At 51.4% G+C, this 12,315-nt stretch carries 27 protein-coding genes; 13 read left to right on the top strand and 14 right to left on the bottom strand.

Translation table 11 applies throughout. The annotated features are described in order from the left end of the window. Positions 1 to 72: 72 nt before the first annotated feature. Both Q0688_RS10030 and Q0688_RS10025 read right to left on the bottom strand, forming a co-directional pair. Entirely contained in the window at positions 73 to 327 is a 255-nt protein-coding gene (locus Q0688_RS10030) for a hypothetical protein (RefSeq protein ID WP_299075492.1), read from the bottom strand. A 96-nt stretch (positions 328 to 423) separates the two neighbouring features. Further along, positions 424 to 924 (bottom strand): hypothetical protein, encoded by a 501-nt coding sequence (locus Q0688_RS10025; RefSeq protein ID WP_299075489.1) that lies wholly within the window; start codon positions 922 to 924, stop codon positions 424 to 426. Positions 925 to 935: 11 nt separating this feature from the next. On the opposite strand from Q0688_RS10025, the gene Q0688_RS10020 reads away from it, so the two are divergent. Beyond that, a complete protein-coding gene (locus Q0688_RS10020) occupies positions 936 to 1,070 on the top strand; it encodes a hypothetical protein (RefSeq protein WP_299075486.1) in 135 nt (44 codons plus the stop codon). A 67-nt stretch (positions 1,071 to 1,137) separates the two neighbouring features. On the opposite strand, the gene Q0688_RS10015 is transcribed toward Q0688_RS10020, so the two are convergent. The 12 genes from Q0688_RS10015 to Q0688_RS09960 form a co-directional block, all read right to left on the bottom strand. Beyond that, positions 1,138 to 1,422, bottom strand: a complete 285-nt coding sequence (locus Q0688_RS10015) for a hypothetical protein (protein WP_299075483.1) — start codon at positions 1,420 to 1,422, stop codon at positions 1,138 to 1,140. Between the two features lie 100 nt (positions 1,423 to 1,522). Further along, a complete protein-coding gene (locus Q0688_RS10010) occupies positions 1,523 to 1,852 on the bottom strand; it encodes a hypothetical protein (RefSeq protein ID WP_299075480.1) in 330 nt (109 codons plus the stop codon). After that, positions 1,845 to 2,093, bottom strand: coding sequence for a hypothetical protein (locus tag Q0688_RS10005; protein ID WP_299075478.1), 249 nt, complete (start codon positions 2,091 to 2,093; stop codon positions 1,845 to 1,847). Before Q0688_RS10005 ends, Q0688_RS10010 begins: the two co-directional genes overlap by 8 nt. Positions 2,094 to 2,252: 159 nt before the next feature. Beyond that, positions 2,253 to 2,447, bottom strand: a complete 195-nt coding sequence (gene csrA, locus Q0688_RS10000; RefSeq protein WP_299075475.1) for a carbon storage regulator CsrA — start codon at positions 2,445 to 2,447, stop codon at positions 2,253 to 2,255. Between the two features lie 2 nt (positions 2,448 to 2,449). Then, a complete protein-coding gene (locus tag Q0688_RS09995; protein WP_299075472.1) occupies positions 2,450 to 2,866 on the bottom strand; it encodes a hypothetical protein in 417 nt (138 codons plus the stop codon). 4 nt (positions 2,867 to 2,870) lie between these two features. Then, positions 2,871 to 3,830 (bottom strand): hypothetical protein, encoded by a 960-nt coding sequence (locus Q0688_RS09990; RefSeq protein WP_299075469.1) that lies wholly within the window; start codon positions 3,828 to 3,830, stop codon positions 2,871 to 2,873. Positions 3,831 to 3,861: 31 nt separating this feature from the next. Next, positions 3,862 to 4,752: a hypothetical protein gene (locus tag Q0688_RS09985; RefSeq protein ID WP_299075466.1), complete on the bottom strand. Its 891-nt coding sequence runs from the start codon at positions 4,750 to 4,752 to the stop codon at positions 3,862 to 3,864. Positions 4,753 to 4,771: 19 nt separating this feature from the next. After that, positions 4,772 to 5,638, bottom strand: coding sequence for a PD-(D/E)XK nuclease-like domain-containing protein (locus Q0688_RS09980; protein ID WP_299075463.1), 867 nt, complete (start codon positions 5,636 to 5,638; stop codon positions 4,772 to 4,774). Next, positions 5,631 to 6,035 carry a hypothetical protein gene (locus tag Q0688_RS09975; RefSeq protein WP_299075460.1) on the bottom strand — a complete coding sequence of 135 codons (405 nt, stop codon included), beginning with the start codon at positions 6,033 to 6,035 and terminating at the stop codon, positions 5,631 to 5,633. The genes Q0688_RS09980 and Q0688_RS09975 overlap by 8 nt, the downstream gene beginning before the upstream one ends. An 11-nt stretch (positions 6,036 to 6,046) precedes the next feature. Beyond that, a complete protein-coding gene (locus Q0688_RS09970; RefSeq protein WP_299075458.1) occupies positions 6,047 to 6,211 on the bottom strand; it encodes a hypothetical protein in 165 nt (54 codons plus the stop codon). Beyond that, the gene (locus tag Q0688_RS09965) at positions 6,201 to 6,488 is read right to left on the bottom strand and encodes a hypothetical protein (protein WP_299075455.1); all 288 of its coding nucleotides are present in this window, start codon (positions 6,486 to 6,488) and stop codon (positions 6,201 to 6,203) included. Before Q0688_RS09965 ends, Q0688_RS09970 begins: the two co-directional genes overlap by 11 nt. A gap of 223 nt (positions 6,489 to 6,711) precedes the next feature. Continuing rightward, complete coding sequence (locus Q0688_RS09960; protein WP_299075452.1) at positions 6,712 to 6,903, bottom strand: hypothetical protein; 192 nt, start codon at positions 6,901 to 6,903, stop codon at positions 6,712 to 6,714. Positions 6,904 to 7,075: 172 nt separating this feature from the next. Between Q0688_RS09960 and Q0688_RS09955 the strand changes: the two genes are divergently transcribed. From Q0688_RS09955 to Q0688_RS09905, 12 genes are all read left to right on the top strand, one after another. After that, positions 7,076 to 7,309, top strand: a complete 234-nt coding sequence (locus Q0688_RS09955; protein ID WP_299075449.1) for a helix-turn-helix transcriptional regulator — start codon at positions 7,076 to 7,078, stop codon at positions 7,307 to 7,309. 168 nt (positions 7,310 to 7,477) lie between these two features. Beyond that, entirely contained in the window at positions 7,478 to 8,266 is a 789-nt protein-coding gene (locus Q0688_RS09950) for a hypothetical protein (protein ID WP_299075446.1), read from the top strand. Next, a complete protein-coding gene (locus Q0688_RS09945) occupies positions 8,263 to 8,727 on the top strand; it encodes a hypothetical protein (RefSeq protein ID WP_299075443.1) in 465 nt (154 codons plus the stop codon). Before Q0688_RS09950 ends, Q0688_RS09945 begins: the two co-directional genes overlap by 4 nt. Beyond that, positions 8,717 to 9,016, top strand: a complete 300-nt coding sequence (locus Q0688_RS09940; RefSeq protein ID WP_299075438.1) for a hypothetical protein — start codon at positions 8,717 to 8,719, stop codon at positions 9,014 to 9,016. The genes Q0688_RS09945 and Q0688_RS09940 overlap by 11 nt, the downstream gene beginning before the upstream one ends. Before the next feature lie 218 nt (positions 9,017 to 9,234). After that, positions 9,235 to 9,363, top strand: a complete 129-nt coding sequence (locus Q0688_RS27635) for an HNH endonuclease (RefSeq protein ID WP_367179785.1) — start codon at positions 9,235 to 9,237, stop codon at positions 9,361 to 9,363. Beyond that, positions 9,360 to 9,608 carry a hypothetical protein gene (locus tag Q0688_RS09935; RefSeq protein ID WP_299075436.1) on the top strand — a complete coding sequence of 83 codons (249 nt, stop codon included), beginning with the start codon at positions 9,360 to 9,362 and terminating at the stop codon, positions 9,606 to 9,608. Before Q0688_RS27635 ends, Q0688_RS09935 begins: the two co-directional genes overlap by 4 nt. A gap of 5 nt (positions 9,609 to 9,613) precedes the next feature. Next, the gene (locus Q0688_RS09930) at positions 9,614 to 10,117 is read left to right on the top strand and encodes a RusA family crossover junction endodeoxyribonuclease (protein ID WP_299075433.1); all 504 of its coding nucleotides are present in this window, start codon (positions 9,614 to 9,616) and stop codon (positions 10,115 to 10,117) included. 59 nt (positions 10,118 to 10,176) lie between these two features. Then, the gene (locus tag Q0688_RS09925; protein ID WP_299075430.1) at positions 10,177 to 10,659 is read left to right on the top strand and encodes a hypothetical protein; all 483 of its coding nucleotides are present in this window, start codon (positions 10,177 to 10,179) and stop codon (positions 10,657 to 10,659) included. Continuing rightward, entirely contained in the window at positions 10,616 to 11,158 is a 543-nt protein-coding gene (locus Q0688_RS09920; protein WP_299075427.1) for a hypothetical protein, read from the top strand. The genes Q0688_RS09925 and Q0688_RS09920 overlap by 44 nt, the downstream gene beginning before the upstream one ends. Next, positions 11,155 to 11,745 carry a hypothetical protein gene (locus tag Q0688_RS09915; RefSeq protein WP_299075425.1) on the top strand — a complete coding sequence of 197 codons (591 nt, stop codon included), beginning with the start codon at positions 11,155 to 11,157 and terminating at the stop codon, positions 11,743 to 11,745. The genes Q0688_RS09920 and Q0688_RS09915 overlap by 4 nt, the downstream gene beginning before the upstream one ends. 11 nt (positions 11,746 to 11,756) lie before the next feature. Further along, positions 11,757 to 12,074: a hypothetical protein gene (locus tag Q0688_RS09910; protein ID WP_299075423.1), complete on the top strand. Its 318-nt coding sequence runs from the start codon at positions 11,757 to 11,759 to the stop codon at positions 12,072 to 12,074. Then, on the top strand, positions 12,074 to 12,315 hold a 242-nt coding region (locus Q0688_RS09905), incomplete at its 3' end, for a hypothetical protein (protein ID WP_299075420.1). The genes Q0688_RS09910 and Q0688_RS09905, both read left to right, overlap by 1 nt.

Genomic DNA, 12,315 nt, shown 5'->3' with positions numbered 1-12,315 from the left:
ACATAACAACCGCATCAACTCGGACTCACTACAATTCGCTTCGCTCATTTCCGTTCTCCGGTTATGCGAGGGTTATGCGTCAACAGTGATGCAGGTTTTTAGTTTTAGCACCTTGTGACAATCATCCCGTTGTAGAAGCAAACCATCCTTTAGATTGGCAATCTGTGTACGCCCCTCTTTTCCTCCCGCCACCACAAAGTAAATAGCATCTTCCTTTAGAGCATCTTCAAAGCTAACGGCGCTGAAGTGAAAGCAATCACCGCCCGCCAAGCTCTTGAGAACTACGCTTGTATCTTTCTTTTCTGATTTCCGTTTTTCAATATTCATATTAGTCTCCAAATCCAACTATATTAAACGCATAACAACAAAGTTATGTCGTTTCACTCGGACGGCTTCGCCGCCGCATACTTGAGGGGTTATGAATTACACGTACGCAGCAAATGATGTCCACCCAATTGCCAGCGCAAGAAGGGCTAGCTGCATCATGAATGTAAATATCATTCGATCAAGTCTCGCGGCTTGCAAAGCGTTCTCGTTACTGTTCTTTTTCTTTGCTTCACAGGTATCGGCAAGAAAATTACAGTATGCCGTATCAATGTCTTGGCCTATGTACGACTCATATAAAACATCAATGTCGGTGCTACCGGAAATCGCGGTTACACCTCCTTTCCAGACCAGCGCTGCCAGCCAATATATTGCTATTGAACAAGTGCAAACAAGCGCCAAGAGTATGTATTCAAAACCCTCATTTGCAGCGCCGCTCGGCAGGTACTTTGCTGCCGTAATTATCCCAACCACAGCCGTTGATGCACCAGTAATAAAATTTGCTCGGCCTTTTATTGCCTCGTTTGCCGTAAGTACCTTTTCATTACCTACGTTTATGCGCTCAATAACAACTTTTTGCTGGTATGTTAATTCACTCATAGGAGTCTCCAGTGTCCGATAAAGATAATGCACCTAAGTCTAAGCCACCTGCGTCTGATTCTCATCAGCCACAAACAACCTCGGTACGCAATTCTGTTACACGCAACTCTTCAAAAGGCGGCGGTAGCAATGGTAAGTCAAAATAATTCATAACAAGTCAAGGCAGCATTGCCCTGCGGGCTGGACTCGCTACGCGAGCCGCTGCTTGAGGGGTTATGCCCTTACGCCATATTCAAACAACTGTTTAGCAATTAGGCTAGGCCGCTCAAATTTATCAAGGTTATGTAAGTCCCATACCCATTCCGGTAACTCAGGATTTTTAAAGGTTGATCTTACTGCTGGCCCGATAACGGCGAGCTGCTCTGAGGTAGGCCACTCATCATCTTCGTTCCAAGCGCAACCAGACGCGCCGCAATAAATATCACTAATACGCTGCGTAAGCGCTGCCAACTGCTGTGCATCACGCTGGGCTTTTGTTTGTCGTTTTTTCGTCGCCATATTTCTAACTCCTTGCCTCATTGGGCATAACAAATTGCTGTTGTCGTTCGTTCCTCACTCGGATGCGCTACGCGCACCGCAAAGCAAGGGGTTATACACCCTACTCATCTATACGCTGTAGCAGGGTTTCTAGTGCGCTAACTGCGTGGCTGTGCTGGTCTGCATATTCGATAGCGTTAGCCTTGCTCCACCGTACATATTGTTTCTTGTGGTCGTCAATCATATTCCGCCCCACATCCTCTATCCGCTCGCGCTCTTTGCCGATCTCATATTCATATTCTGTTGGCAGTCCGGTATTGTTGTCCCACAAAGTCAGCACAAATCGAAACGCTCCTGCGGTAGCGTCATGCCTCAACTCAGACATTTTATAAGCCTCAAAATCTCTGCTTGAAAAAAACCCCAGCCTTTTCGTGTCAGTATATTCAGCCATCACTCCCCTCCATCGCTACTAACGAAGCCACCGCTTCTTTATCAATTCTCCAACTACACCACGCGCAATAACCATCGAGTACAGCCATGTGATAATTTTCTTTTCTGCACATAGGGCAATGTAAGAGAGCTGCCCTTTTTGATTTCTTTCCAACAAACCCAATGAATTTTTCATCCAGAAATAGGTCATGGGAACCATCATCGACGAGCGATAGACGCAAACTGTAAACTGGATTTTTCATGTCACTCATACTCAATAGGGGCGGTAGGCCACCCGTTACATACTGTCAGACGCTTACCGATGGCTGGATGCTAGCTGCGCCTGCGCTACCGCTTAAACTGTTAATCCTGTTCTGCATCGTTACTGATTAGTATCTGCCTCGCTAAATTCCAGCAATGCCTCACTGCCCAGTGTTAGTTGTGCTAGTGGGAAAATCGCCGTTAATTTTTTTGTATATTTCTTCTCGATGAACGGCGACCGACTTCGGCGCGCTAACACCAACGCGAACTTGGTTTCCTTTGACGCCAAGAACCTGAACGGTCACGTCGTCACCAATCATTAGCGTTTCGCCAATTCGTCTAGTTAGTACCAACATGATTATTCACTCCGAATAACATCGTTAAAATATAGCCGCTTGGCGTCCTTCACTTTCTCGGCATAACTTGCCGCGTCTCTGCTGTTCAGCTGATGCAGGCGCTTCCATGCAGCGTAAACATCAGACCATAAGCAAGAAAAATCGCCGTTATATGCAATTGACGTGTCAACGCGCCTGCCTTCCGATAGAATCTGAACCCGAACACAAATCGTATTTCTGCGTCGATCTATTTTGACTCTAAACCCCTTCAATCGTCCGCATCGAGAAAATACTGGCCGAGAAAGCAACCGGGCAAAACTATCAAGCTCCGCTTGTTTTTTTTCTGCGAGACATCTACTGGCAAAATAGAACTGGCGCTCTCGCCCCCTGATCTTTTTGTATGCCCTAAACTTACCCGGCGCGTACTCGGTAACAGCCATTTGACTAGCTATAGCTGATCGTTATATGGGGGACTGCGCCCTTATGGATAGCCGATATTATTTGCTTGAAAATATCCTCGCGGGTTGCGTCCTCTGGCAAGTTGAACGCCATCATTGCGGCCAGCGCCTCACGGCGTCGCTGTGCGGCATCTTCTGGCAGCACATCAGCTATTGCAGCTATTGCAGCTGTACCGGTCGGTGGAATAGCGCCCATTGACTCGGCCATGATGTCGCTGACCGACTGAGCTTCGTTTCTGCCACTTCGTTGGTTATCAGGGGCTGGGTTAGTGGGCCCGTTGTTTATATCGAGATCGCCCACATCTTCACGCAGCGGGGATACGTTCGCCAAGTGCTCGGCCGCTGCAATGCCATTCTGCACACTGCGCAAAGCGATGGCTTTTGCTTGTTCGGCATCGTTAATCATCACGCCAAAATCAGCGTCACTAATCTCGAGCGCTTCAATAGCAGACTTGTTGGCTATGAGCTCGTCTTTCGATAGCTCCCGTCCATCAACGATGGGATCGCCCATTGCTCGAATAGCGTTGATTCTGTCCCGCAGCACGTTGGCCCTATTGGCCTCTTCTGTGGCTTTGTTTTCCCACTCCAAATAAGGGCCTTTCAATTGTTCTTGGAACGCCTCGAATTGTTTTTTGATGCGCGCTCTTTCTGCTCGCATGGGAACAATAGATTTTTCAAGCTCGTCGATTGTTGACTTGAATTTTTCGTCGATTCTCAGCTTCACGCTACCAACGCGCTTGACCAGCCCCTTCAGGTTTTTGCGGCCCTTCTCGGTTTCGATGTCGAAAATCTGCGGTTCAGCATACTCGCGCACCTGCTGGTAAATGCGTTCGGCTGACTCGGCGCCTTTCTTCGCCAGCAAAGTGGCGTCTGGCATGTCTTGCACCATGACAACGACCTGATCCAGATCGAGGGATGGTGCGGCTTGTTCTGCTGTGGTGTCCATGTCTTTTCTCCGATTTATTTACAGTATGTTGCTAGAATTCAACGTCAGAAGAGAAATCATCGACCGCCGTTTTAGCATCAGGCTTGCGTGCCTCGATCTCGTTATTGACCTCGCTGACTGCTGCCGGCGCCTCTTCAGTAACACCATCAAAAAAATCTGCGGGCTTCGCCATGCCATCAGCCAGTGATTTGTATATTCTGCGTAGCTGCAAAACCTGTCCCGGCTGAATGGCATCAATGCGTCGCTGGATACGCGCCTCGATTTGATCTTTGCCAACTTTGTACTTGTCCTGAAACGCTGCCAGCATCGCTTTGATTGCTTCGGGGCTGGCATCGACATCAGACTGCTGCGTGAGCATGCACTGATTAACAGCGGCCTCGATAACATCACCGGGGATAACGCCGAGAATGCAGGCGCGCAATCTGCGCGCACCCTGATTGGCGATCAGCTCGTAGATGTCGCGTTGATCTTTCAACGCATAACCGCCTTTCTTGGTGTCGCGCCAGTGCTTAACCTGAAATTGTTTGGTCTGACGGGTGTTGGTTTCAACGTCCCACGCAAACGCCTCGACCGTACTGACGCCGTTTTCTTGGCTAAGCTCCCTGATGCCAAATTGCATGTTGCCCCATTGCTGAGCAACGGCCTCGGCCAGACGAATCGACGGGCCAGTGATTGCCGTGCCACCTCTGGCGTATTCATATAGCGCGGCATTCGCCAGCGTGGGACGCGCGCAGGTGTTGATAATGCGGTCCACGGCTTGAATGGGGTCGCGCGGACACTGCTTGGCGATCATTAGCGCCGCTGTCACCTCTTGAATGGCGCGCGCTTGATCTGATGTAGCCGCTGCATTTCCCGGTGCAGTAGGGCTGGCTGATTGCGGCGACGATGCGCTGAATGGATTGACTGCCTTGTTTTCTGACATTACGGTTTTCCTCGGTGAATTAAATGACTAGACATTTTTCATTGTGGGCGGGCCAGTCGTTTTTTCTTGCCCAGCACAGCCGGCTTAGTGATTCGCTCAGCTGCAAATTCCCGTGGCCTCTCGATTCCAACCCCATTTCATACCACGCCACGCTATACGGCGGCTTGTTTTCGACCACGATGAAAATAAACGTGTCTCTCTGCGCAAAGCCGGTCGCCCGCATCAGCTCGCTGCATTGGTTGGCGATCCGAGAATACAAACATGCCGACAGGTAATACTCGAAGCGATGACACGCATCACGAAATCCATCAGGACTGGCTACAGCCGCGCTCTTCAGGTCGACAAGATAGGGCGCATTGCTGGGCATCCAATCGATTCGACACTTCGCGAATTCGGTTTGTGTGCAGCCGCTTTTCTCGTCATAAAATTCAATATCCTGCCACACGCTGACCTCTGCAATGCCGTTTTGCATCAACTGGCTAACGTAGGGATGGCCAAGCACGTTGTCGCGCATACGCTGAGCGGCATCGTATTGGCTGGGTGTGATGATGTTCATTTCAGGATAGGTGTCTCGGGCGGTCTTGAGCGCTGACCAATGATCGCTAGCCGTTACAAAATTATCGTGTTCGAAGTTGTGCGGCTCCAAAACTAGACTATGAACCGCCGTACCCAGCCGCATAGCAGCACTGGCAGGCTCAGGGTTTAGCCAATAATGGCGGGCTCTTGCGTCAGTTTCGTGCTCAAAAAACAGTTTCAGCTTGCTCGAGCTAGTGCCATGGCTAACGTGGTGGTAGTAATGATTGCTCACGTCTGCGTAATAGCCGGGCGCGATCAGGCCATCAGGGTAGAGCTGTTCCGCTGATGCTGTAGAAAGCGCGCTAGACATCTAAAAATCGCTCGTCTGCCGGCCGCTGCAACAGGCTGTCAATCTCGTCTTGCGACAATATCGACGTATTGGCCAGCTCGCTCTCTGCGGCTTTCATTTCGCGGTGCACCTCGACCGGCGTCGGGTTTTCTTTGAGCGCCAGTATCTGCTTGCGTGTCAGTGGGGGCGGGCGAAAACGGTTTTTGTCGGCGTTGGGCATAGGGTGGAACTTCAGGCTTCCAAGCGCTGTATGGCCAATAGAGTAGCCATTGCGGGCAGCCAGATCGCATACCGCGACAATGGGCAGGCTGTCGGGAAAGTTTGCGAACTCGTCTACGCGCTGAATGGTCACGCTCCACGCCGAACAAAAATCATCGATAGCCTGACTAGGGAAATCCGTTGGAATTTTGACGAACATAAAAAACCTCGCTAAAAATAAAATAGAACCAGTAGCGGCCAACCCAAAGCCATGCACCAACGAATCGGCTTGGTCGACTTGACGCCGGTTAAATACATCACGTTATCGGCCAGCTTCAGGTGCATGCACACACCGAGAACGTAGAACAGCACTGCCAGAAACACGCTAATGCTCATTGCAGGCGCCCTCTTTGATGCCGCCACAGTCGGCGGGGTTGTTTATCAGCGCCCTGACCCTAGCAACACCCCGAACAGCGACGCACTCATTACTGCGCGAGGTGTTTTCCATCCGTGGCCAGCGATAGCCATCGAGATAAACCAAATACCAACCGCGACCCTCACCAGTAAGTTTTCGGCACCGGCCTATATCTTCGCCGGCTCTATAAATTCTGGCGGTCTTGTCTGCGCCCTTGAACGCGCCGACCTCGGCCGTTGGCGTTGCTGTGTTATTCATTCATCACCCCAATCGGCGGGCAGATCACCATTCTCGTCAGTGTCGCAGTCTGCGCAGTAGGGCAGCGCAACGATTTCGCCCTGCCCACCACAAGCCGCACACACCGACTCTGTTACTGCGCCCTCACCAGACCCACCGCACGGCCTGCAATGAATCTTATCGACCATTCGGTGATTGCAAGATGGGCAGTTGAAACGGAGCGGGAGTTCGGATTTGCGCATAGCTATGCTATAGCCAAACCATCACGAACCAATTGCTCACCCAGATCAATAGCCTCTTTCTCGGTATCGCAAGGATAGACGCCCTGACTATCTGATCTTTTTGCTGGTGCGACATTGGGCGTCCAATATCCGGGGATATTCGCATAAGCGTTTTCGTTGAAGTGTGGCTCTACAAAACGGGCCGTAATTTCCATAATTCTTTCCTCGCTGTTCGTGATTTAACGTGCCGCTATCACTCGACACAGATTCAGAATAGTGATCTCTTTGCAGCATTGCAAGTATTTTTTTGCAAAAACAGCACAAAAAATTGCGTTAATGGGAGGTGTTGGTTACAGTACGCGAAATCCAGTTAATTAGGGCTCAATAATGCTGAACCACCTAAAAGCCGTTCGAAAACAGCACCGATTTACCGCAGCAATGCTCGCTGATGCGTGCGGTGTTGCCTCGAATACGATGCTGTATTGGGAGAAAACATCGCCCAGTTTGAGGGGCATAGAGCGGCTGCTGCTGTTCTACCAGAGCCATGGCTACCCGGTAAAATTCACCGACCTGATCACGCTGGAAATCACCAGTGACGCCAGCGTTGCCGAAGTTGGATAATTTGGCGTATAGTTCAATTTAGCGTTTGATAGCGCTTTCGAAACGCGGGGGTTTGTGTGATTCAGACCCTTTTTATGTGGCCTCTTGTCGGAGGCTCCAGACTGTCAAAGTCGACCTCGCTGCCTACTATCAACCGGCGAGAGGTCACTTAAAAGGGGTTTGATCTCTATGGCTGAGCATTGGATAAAGATCGAAAAAACCACGCCTGATAAGCCAGAAATATTCGAAATTGCAGCGAAACTTAGCCTCACACCTGATGATGTAGTAGGCAAATTGGTGAGAATATGGTCATGGATGGACTCGCATTTCGATAAAGATTCCGCGTTTTGTCACAAATTAAGTGTGACACTTGTCCAGATTGATAGGGTCGCAGGGGCGACAAATTTCGGACAAGCCATGCTCGAGGTCGATTGGCTCTCTGAGTCAGGCATACCGCACTTTGATCGACATTTGGGCGAATCGGCCAAGAAGCGAGCAAAAGACGCCGAAAGGAAGCGAATGTCACGCCAAAAAGCGGACAACTGTCACAAAAATAATGGACAAAAAGTGGGACCAGAGGAAGAGGAAGAGGAAGAGGAAGAAAGAGAAGTAAAACATAGTCCCGTTTCCAAACATGCCAGTAGAGACCTAGAGGCAGCCAAGCAAATCTACCGGCACGTCATCGAGGCAGTCCCCGGCACCAAAACACCCAACTTCGAGAAGTGGGCAGACACCATCCGACTGATGCGTGAACGCGATAATCTGACCTACGAAGAAATTTGGAAGGTTTTCAGTTGGGCCAATGCCGATTCATTCTGGCGAACCAATATTCGATCACCTGACAAACTCAGGGAAAAACTACCGGTGCTTCGAGCCAAGATGATCCAAGGAGATTCAACTAGCAAATCCCAGCAGGCCATCGATGCGTCCAAGGTAGCGGCTGAACAATTTTTAACCTCAAGAGGGGTCAACACATGACTGAACAGGAATTGGTCAAGGCGCTCATGCCAGCCGCCGCGTTTTACAACCTGAAATTCACCAAGGAACAATACGCGCTCTGGTTCGAGCTGTTCGAGTGGTGCCCAGCAAAAAAATTCTCAATGGCACTCAAGGCTCACCTGATGTGCCCGGAGCGTGGCCACTTCCAGCCAGTACCCGGTTCGTTGATGCGGTTTCTTGTCCACTCAGACACCAAGATCAAAGCCATGGCCGCCGAAGAATTTGACTCAAACCCCGGTATCGATGGCACCGACAGCCACACCTTGCAGCACGAGTCGTTTTTTGATCGCAACCAACGAAAACGCCAGTACGTCACGCACGATCTGGAGCAGTGGCGAGACTGGTCGACACCTCGAAAACTCGCATTCTCCGGGGCTATCTCTCGAGACGATGCCCAGCGGATCGAAAACTCAACACAGGGAATCGAACATGCTGGATGACACCCCTAAAAAACCACGCACGATGCAAGACCTGCCGCCAATCCCTGATCGCTGTACCGGCTCGCAGTGTTTCGAGCGACCACGTAAAACATCGCTCGTCCTGATGGAGGTCGAAGATGAGCATTACCAAAAACAAATCGTTCCAGCGAGCCGGGCTATGCCGCAAGACAATGGCTCAGCTCGGCGGCAACTCAGGTTTGGCATCGACTTCGTGCAGTGGCACTCCCGGTGCGTTGAATGCGCTTACAGCGATCCGATGGATGTGAAGCGCACGTGGTCAGGACAATGACTATCCGCACACCCTAAAAAACTATCAGAGGCGTGTGGCATACTCGATGGAGAAAAAATACTGGTGACAGGAATGCGGAATTGGTGACGTACAAAAAAAATCGAACGAAGCTCCGCGACAGTGGCTACATCGAACGGCGCGACAAAAACTGGCGAAAGCGCGTCAGGCGATACCTACGAAAACGCTACGGTGACGATTGTCACTGGTGCGGCGATAGCATGATATTCAAAGCAAACCCGGATAATTTTATGGACATGGCCACGATTGAGCACTTGGAACCGATCAGCAATGGCGGGACGAATGACCTGTCAAATTTGAGACTGGCACACAAGCGGTGCAATCGGTGAGCAGCCCCACTTACGACGAACTAAGCGACTTGCTCACGACCTATGAGTTATTGATTCTGTGCTTGATCAAGCAAACCGGCGTAGAGTCGGCCATAGTGACGCGGGACGAGCTTGATAAATTTATCGAAAGCGACAGGCGATATGTGGTGATTGACTACAGCAACGACCATGTGATTTCTATCAATCTCGCAGACAAACAACAAGCCGAAGCGATCAATGATCGCGAATCTAACACATTGCAATAGCGAATATGATGATAGCGCGAAAAGGTTTTATTGAGTTTGTCGTACCGGGTAAGCCGCGCGGCAAGGCGAGAGTCTGGACGGACGGACGAAGCGGCCGAAAGTTCGTTGATAAAAAAACCAGAGACTACATGGAGCAAATCGTCTGGTGCCTGAAGCAGGTGCAGCGGGGTTACGTGAGCCCGACTAGCCGGCCGACGAACATTCAGGTCGATGCGGTGTTCCCCGTCCCTGTATCGTGGCCGCAGTGGAAGCGAGTCGCTGCACTGGCGGGAGACATCGCGCCAACGGTCAAGCCAGACGATGACAATATCGCCAAAATCGTTCGCGATGCGCTTAATGGCGTGCTGTTCAAGGACGACCAACAAGTGATCAGCTCGACCGACCAAAAACGCTATGGCGAGACACCGCACATTCGAATCACGGTATCGGTTTCTGACAAACTGCCGGCACAATGCACAAAATCTGAGTGGGAAGCCCACCAGAGCCGGACGGTTGACCTGTATGCCTGAATGGAATCGGTCAGATTTTTGGTGTAGTCTCCGCGACAAAGCCATCCACGAACCATGCCATGCTTCAAATCGCACGCCTACAACCACCGATTCGCAACGACATCGCCGGGGGCGGTGAGTTTCTAGCCTCCCGAGGCGATCGGCTGCACTACGGGATCGATTACCAAATTGCAGCAGGCTCTCACGTACTGGTCGCCAAAACGTGCGAGTTCGTCAAAGTCGGCCAAGCCTATGGCGATACGCCCGAATTCAAATACATCGAGGTCCGAGACGGTGACGTTTTCGTTCGGTATTTCTACGTCCAGCCTAACCCTGCGCTATCCAGTGGCACTCAGCTATTCGAGGCTGAGTGGATTGGCTGCGCCCAGCCCATAGGCCAGCACTACGCCAACGGCATGCAAGATCACGTTCACGTCGAGGTTTTCTACACTGGCGAAAAAGCGCTGCGGATCCCCAATGGCGTGAAATTTATCTACCGGCCCGACAAGGACCGCACGTATGTCGACCCTGCCGCGTATTTCCGTGGCGAAATCATTGCCTAACCTCGGAGCGATTCGCATGCCAACGTGGAAACAACTAAAAATCACACTGCTGGCTATCTCGCTAGCGTTTTTGTTCGGCTGCGCAAGCAACGGCACAGGCACTATCGGCAACGGCCAGATTGATATTGATCTTGGCGACCAAAAACTATTCGGCAGCGCTGCAGCGTATGATATTGGCGTGTCGCTGGCGCAGGTGGCGTTGTTCGAGAAACCGGCACTGGCGCAGTCGGCGCTGACCAAACTCCACAACGTGAAACATCGCGTGGCTGATGTCGAGGCGACATACTCGGTCGAGCAGGGGTTGGATATTGTCTCGGCTATGCTGGCCTCAGAGTGTGGCGTGTGGTGCCAGACGATTGCTGGCCAGAAATACATGGCGTTAGTCGGCGCGCAGCTCACAGCACTGAAAGCGGTCGATACCGATGATGTGACGGTGACGCTCGATCAGGTGGTGAGTGAGCTGATTCTGGCCGTGCAGAGCGTGCAGGTTATCCAGTGAGGGGTATCGCTCTCAGGGAGTATTGCCACAAACTCTCGACCGTCGCCTATCGGGATGACGTAGAAATTCACTCGTTTGGCGGTATTGATATTTACCGCGAGTATCACGACGATACCGACACCACGTTTCTCGCGTTTGCCGGCAGCAATGAAACATTCGACTGGTTTCGCGGGTTTCATTTTTTCCCCAAACGGACAGCTTTTGGCAAAGCACATCGCGGGTATTACAACAAGATCAAGGCGCACAGACTATCGATCATGGCGCTGGTCAAACCGGAATCTAGGCTAGTGCTCACCGGCCACTCGAAAGGGGGTGCCGAAGCGCAGCTGTTTGCGGCGATGATGCCGCACCTGAATATCGCAGCAGTGGTGACATTCGGCGCACCGAAGCCAATTAAAAAATTGTTTAGCCCGCTGCACGAGCAGCAATTGCGCGACCGCACGACCAACTATGTCAACCCTAACGACGGGTTTACGCGCGTGCCGTTAGGCTGGGATCGCATCGGAAAGGACATTATCAAATCATTTACGGTATACGGCAGCGAGCATCCGCTGGCCTGTTATGCCGAGTTCTTTGTAGATGTGTAGGAGTGGCCAGTGTGCTGTTGGCAAAAATTAAAGCATTTTCGGCGGCGGTGTATGCGCAGTTATTTCATGGACTGCCCGCTGGTTTGGAGGTGTTTTTGATCCTCACCCTCGGGCATGTAGGGCACGCGCTGGCAAAAGGGCACGAGGTGCATCAGCGTGAACTGATTGGCGTGTCGATACGGAATATCGCGGTAGCTGCGGGCGTTATCGGTGCCTGTAAAATGTTTGGGCTGGCCGAGGGCTCGAATCTGGTGCTCGCTAGTTTAATTGGCGTGTTCGGCGTGAATGCCGTGCTCGCTATCGTTAAAAAATACACAGGTGGCGCGTGATGGGATTATGGAAACAACGGGACGGCTATTACACACCAACGCCGCGAGGTCGCTTGGTTGGGCGGGTTATTCTCGCAATCAGCGCAGTATTACTGCTGACAGTGGCGCTCGCTGGGCAGGCACTCAGGGCATCGACCGGCATCAACACCTACACTGATGTTAAATCGTGTCTCACCCTCGAAACCGTGGACTGCGACGATGACGCTGGAACAGCGCTGCCGATGGAGCGAGAAAAACCGTA

It is taken from the genome of uncultured Paraglaciecola sp., assembly GCF_937123705.1.
Lineage (GTDB): Bacteria > Pseudomonadota > Gammaproteobacteria > Enterobacterales > Alteromonadaceae > Paraglaciecola.
Note: the sequence above shows the minus strand (reverse complement) of the source record. Positions and strands in the feature narration are given on the sequence as shown.

Coding starts and splice junctions, on each gene's coding strand:
- Q0688_RS09955 (WP_299075449.1), top strand. CDS start 7,076: ATGCTGAACCACCTAAAAGCCGTTCGAAAACAGCACCGATTTACCGCA.
- Q0688_RS09985 (WP_299075466.1), bottom strand. CDS start 4,752: ATGTCAGAAAACAAGGCAGTCAATCCATTCAGCGCATCGTCGCCGCAA.
- Q0688_RS10025 (WP_299075489.1), bottom strand. CDS start 924: ATGAGTGAATTAACATACCAGCAAAAAGTTGTTATTGAGCGCATAAAC.
- Q0688_RS09920 (WP_299075427.1), top strand. CDS start 10,616: ATGTCGACCCTGCCGCGTATTTCCGTGGCGAAATCATTGCCTAACCTC.
- Q0688_RS09990 (WP_299075469.1), bottom strand. CDS start 3,830: ATGGACACCACAGCAGAACAAGCCGCACCATCCCTCGATCTGGATCAG.
- Q0688_RS09995 (WP_299075472.1), bottom strand. CDS start 2,866: ATGGCTGTTACCGAGTACGCGCCGGGTAAGTTTAGGGCATACAAAAAG.
- Q0688_RS09960 (WP_299075452.1), bottom strand. CDS start 6,903: ATGGAAATTACGGCCCGTTTTGTAGAGCCACACTTCAACGAAAACGCT.
- Q0688_RS10005 (WP_299075478.1), bottom strand. CDS start 2,093: ATGAAAAATCCAGTTTACAGTTTGCGTCTATCGCTCGTCGATGATGGT.
- Q0688_RS09965 (WP_299075455.1), bottom strand. CDS start 6,488: ATGAATAACACAGCAACGCCAACGGCCGAGGTCGGCGCGTTCAAGGGC.
- Q0688_RS10015 (WP_299075483.1), bottom strand. CDS start 1,422: ATGGCGACGAAAAAACGACAAACAAAAGCCCAGCGTGATGCACAGCAG.
- Q0688_RS09930 (WP_299075433.1), top strand. CDS start 9,614: ATGATGATAGCGCGAAAAGGTTTTATTGAGTTTGTCGTACCGGGTAAG.
- Q0688_RS09940 (WP_299075438.1), top strand. CDS start 8,717: ATGCTGGATGACACCCCTAAAAAACCACGCACGATGCAAGACCTGCCG.
- Q0688_RS10010 (WP_299075480.1), bottom strand. CDS start 1,852: ATGGCTGAATATACTGACACGAAAAGGCTGGGGTTTTTTTCAAGCAGA.
- Q0688_RS10030 (WP_299075492.1), bottom strand. CDS start 327: ATGAATATTGAAAAACGGAAATCAGAAAAGAAAGATACAAGCGTAGTT.
- Q0688_RS09945 (WP_299075443.1), top strand. CDS start 8,263: ATGACTGAACAGGAATTGGTCAAGGCGCTCATGCCAGCCGCCGCGTTT.
- Q0688_RS27635 (WP_367179785.1), top strand. CDS start 9,235: ATGATATTCAAAGCAAACCCGGATAATTTTATGGACATGGCCACGATT.
- Q0688_RS09950 (WP_299075446.1), top strand. CDS start 7,478: ATGGCTGAGCATTGGATAAAGATCGAAAAAACCACGCCTGATAAGCCA.
- csrA (WP_299075475.1), bottom strand. CDS start 2,447: ATGTTGGTACTAACTAGACGAATTGGCGAAACGCTAATGATTGGTGAC.
- Q0688_RS09975 (WP_299075460.1), bottom strand. CDS start 6,035: ATGTTCGTCAAAATTCCAACGGATTTCCCTAGTCAGGCTATCGATGAT.
- Q0688_RS09925 (WP_299075430.1), top strand. CDS start 10,177: ATGCTTCAAATCGCACGCCTACAACCACCGATTCGCAACGACATCGCC.
- Q0688_RS09980 (WP_299075463.1), bottom strand. CDS start 5,638: ATGTCTAGCGCGCTTTCTACAGCATCAGCGGAACAGCTCTACCCTGAT.
- Q0688_RS09970 (WP_299075458.1), bottom strand. CDS start 6,211: ATGAGCATTAGCGTGTTTCTGGCAGTGCTGTTCTACGTTCTCGGTGTG.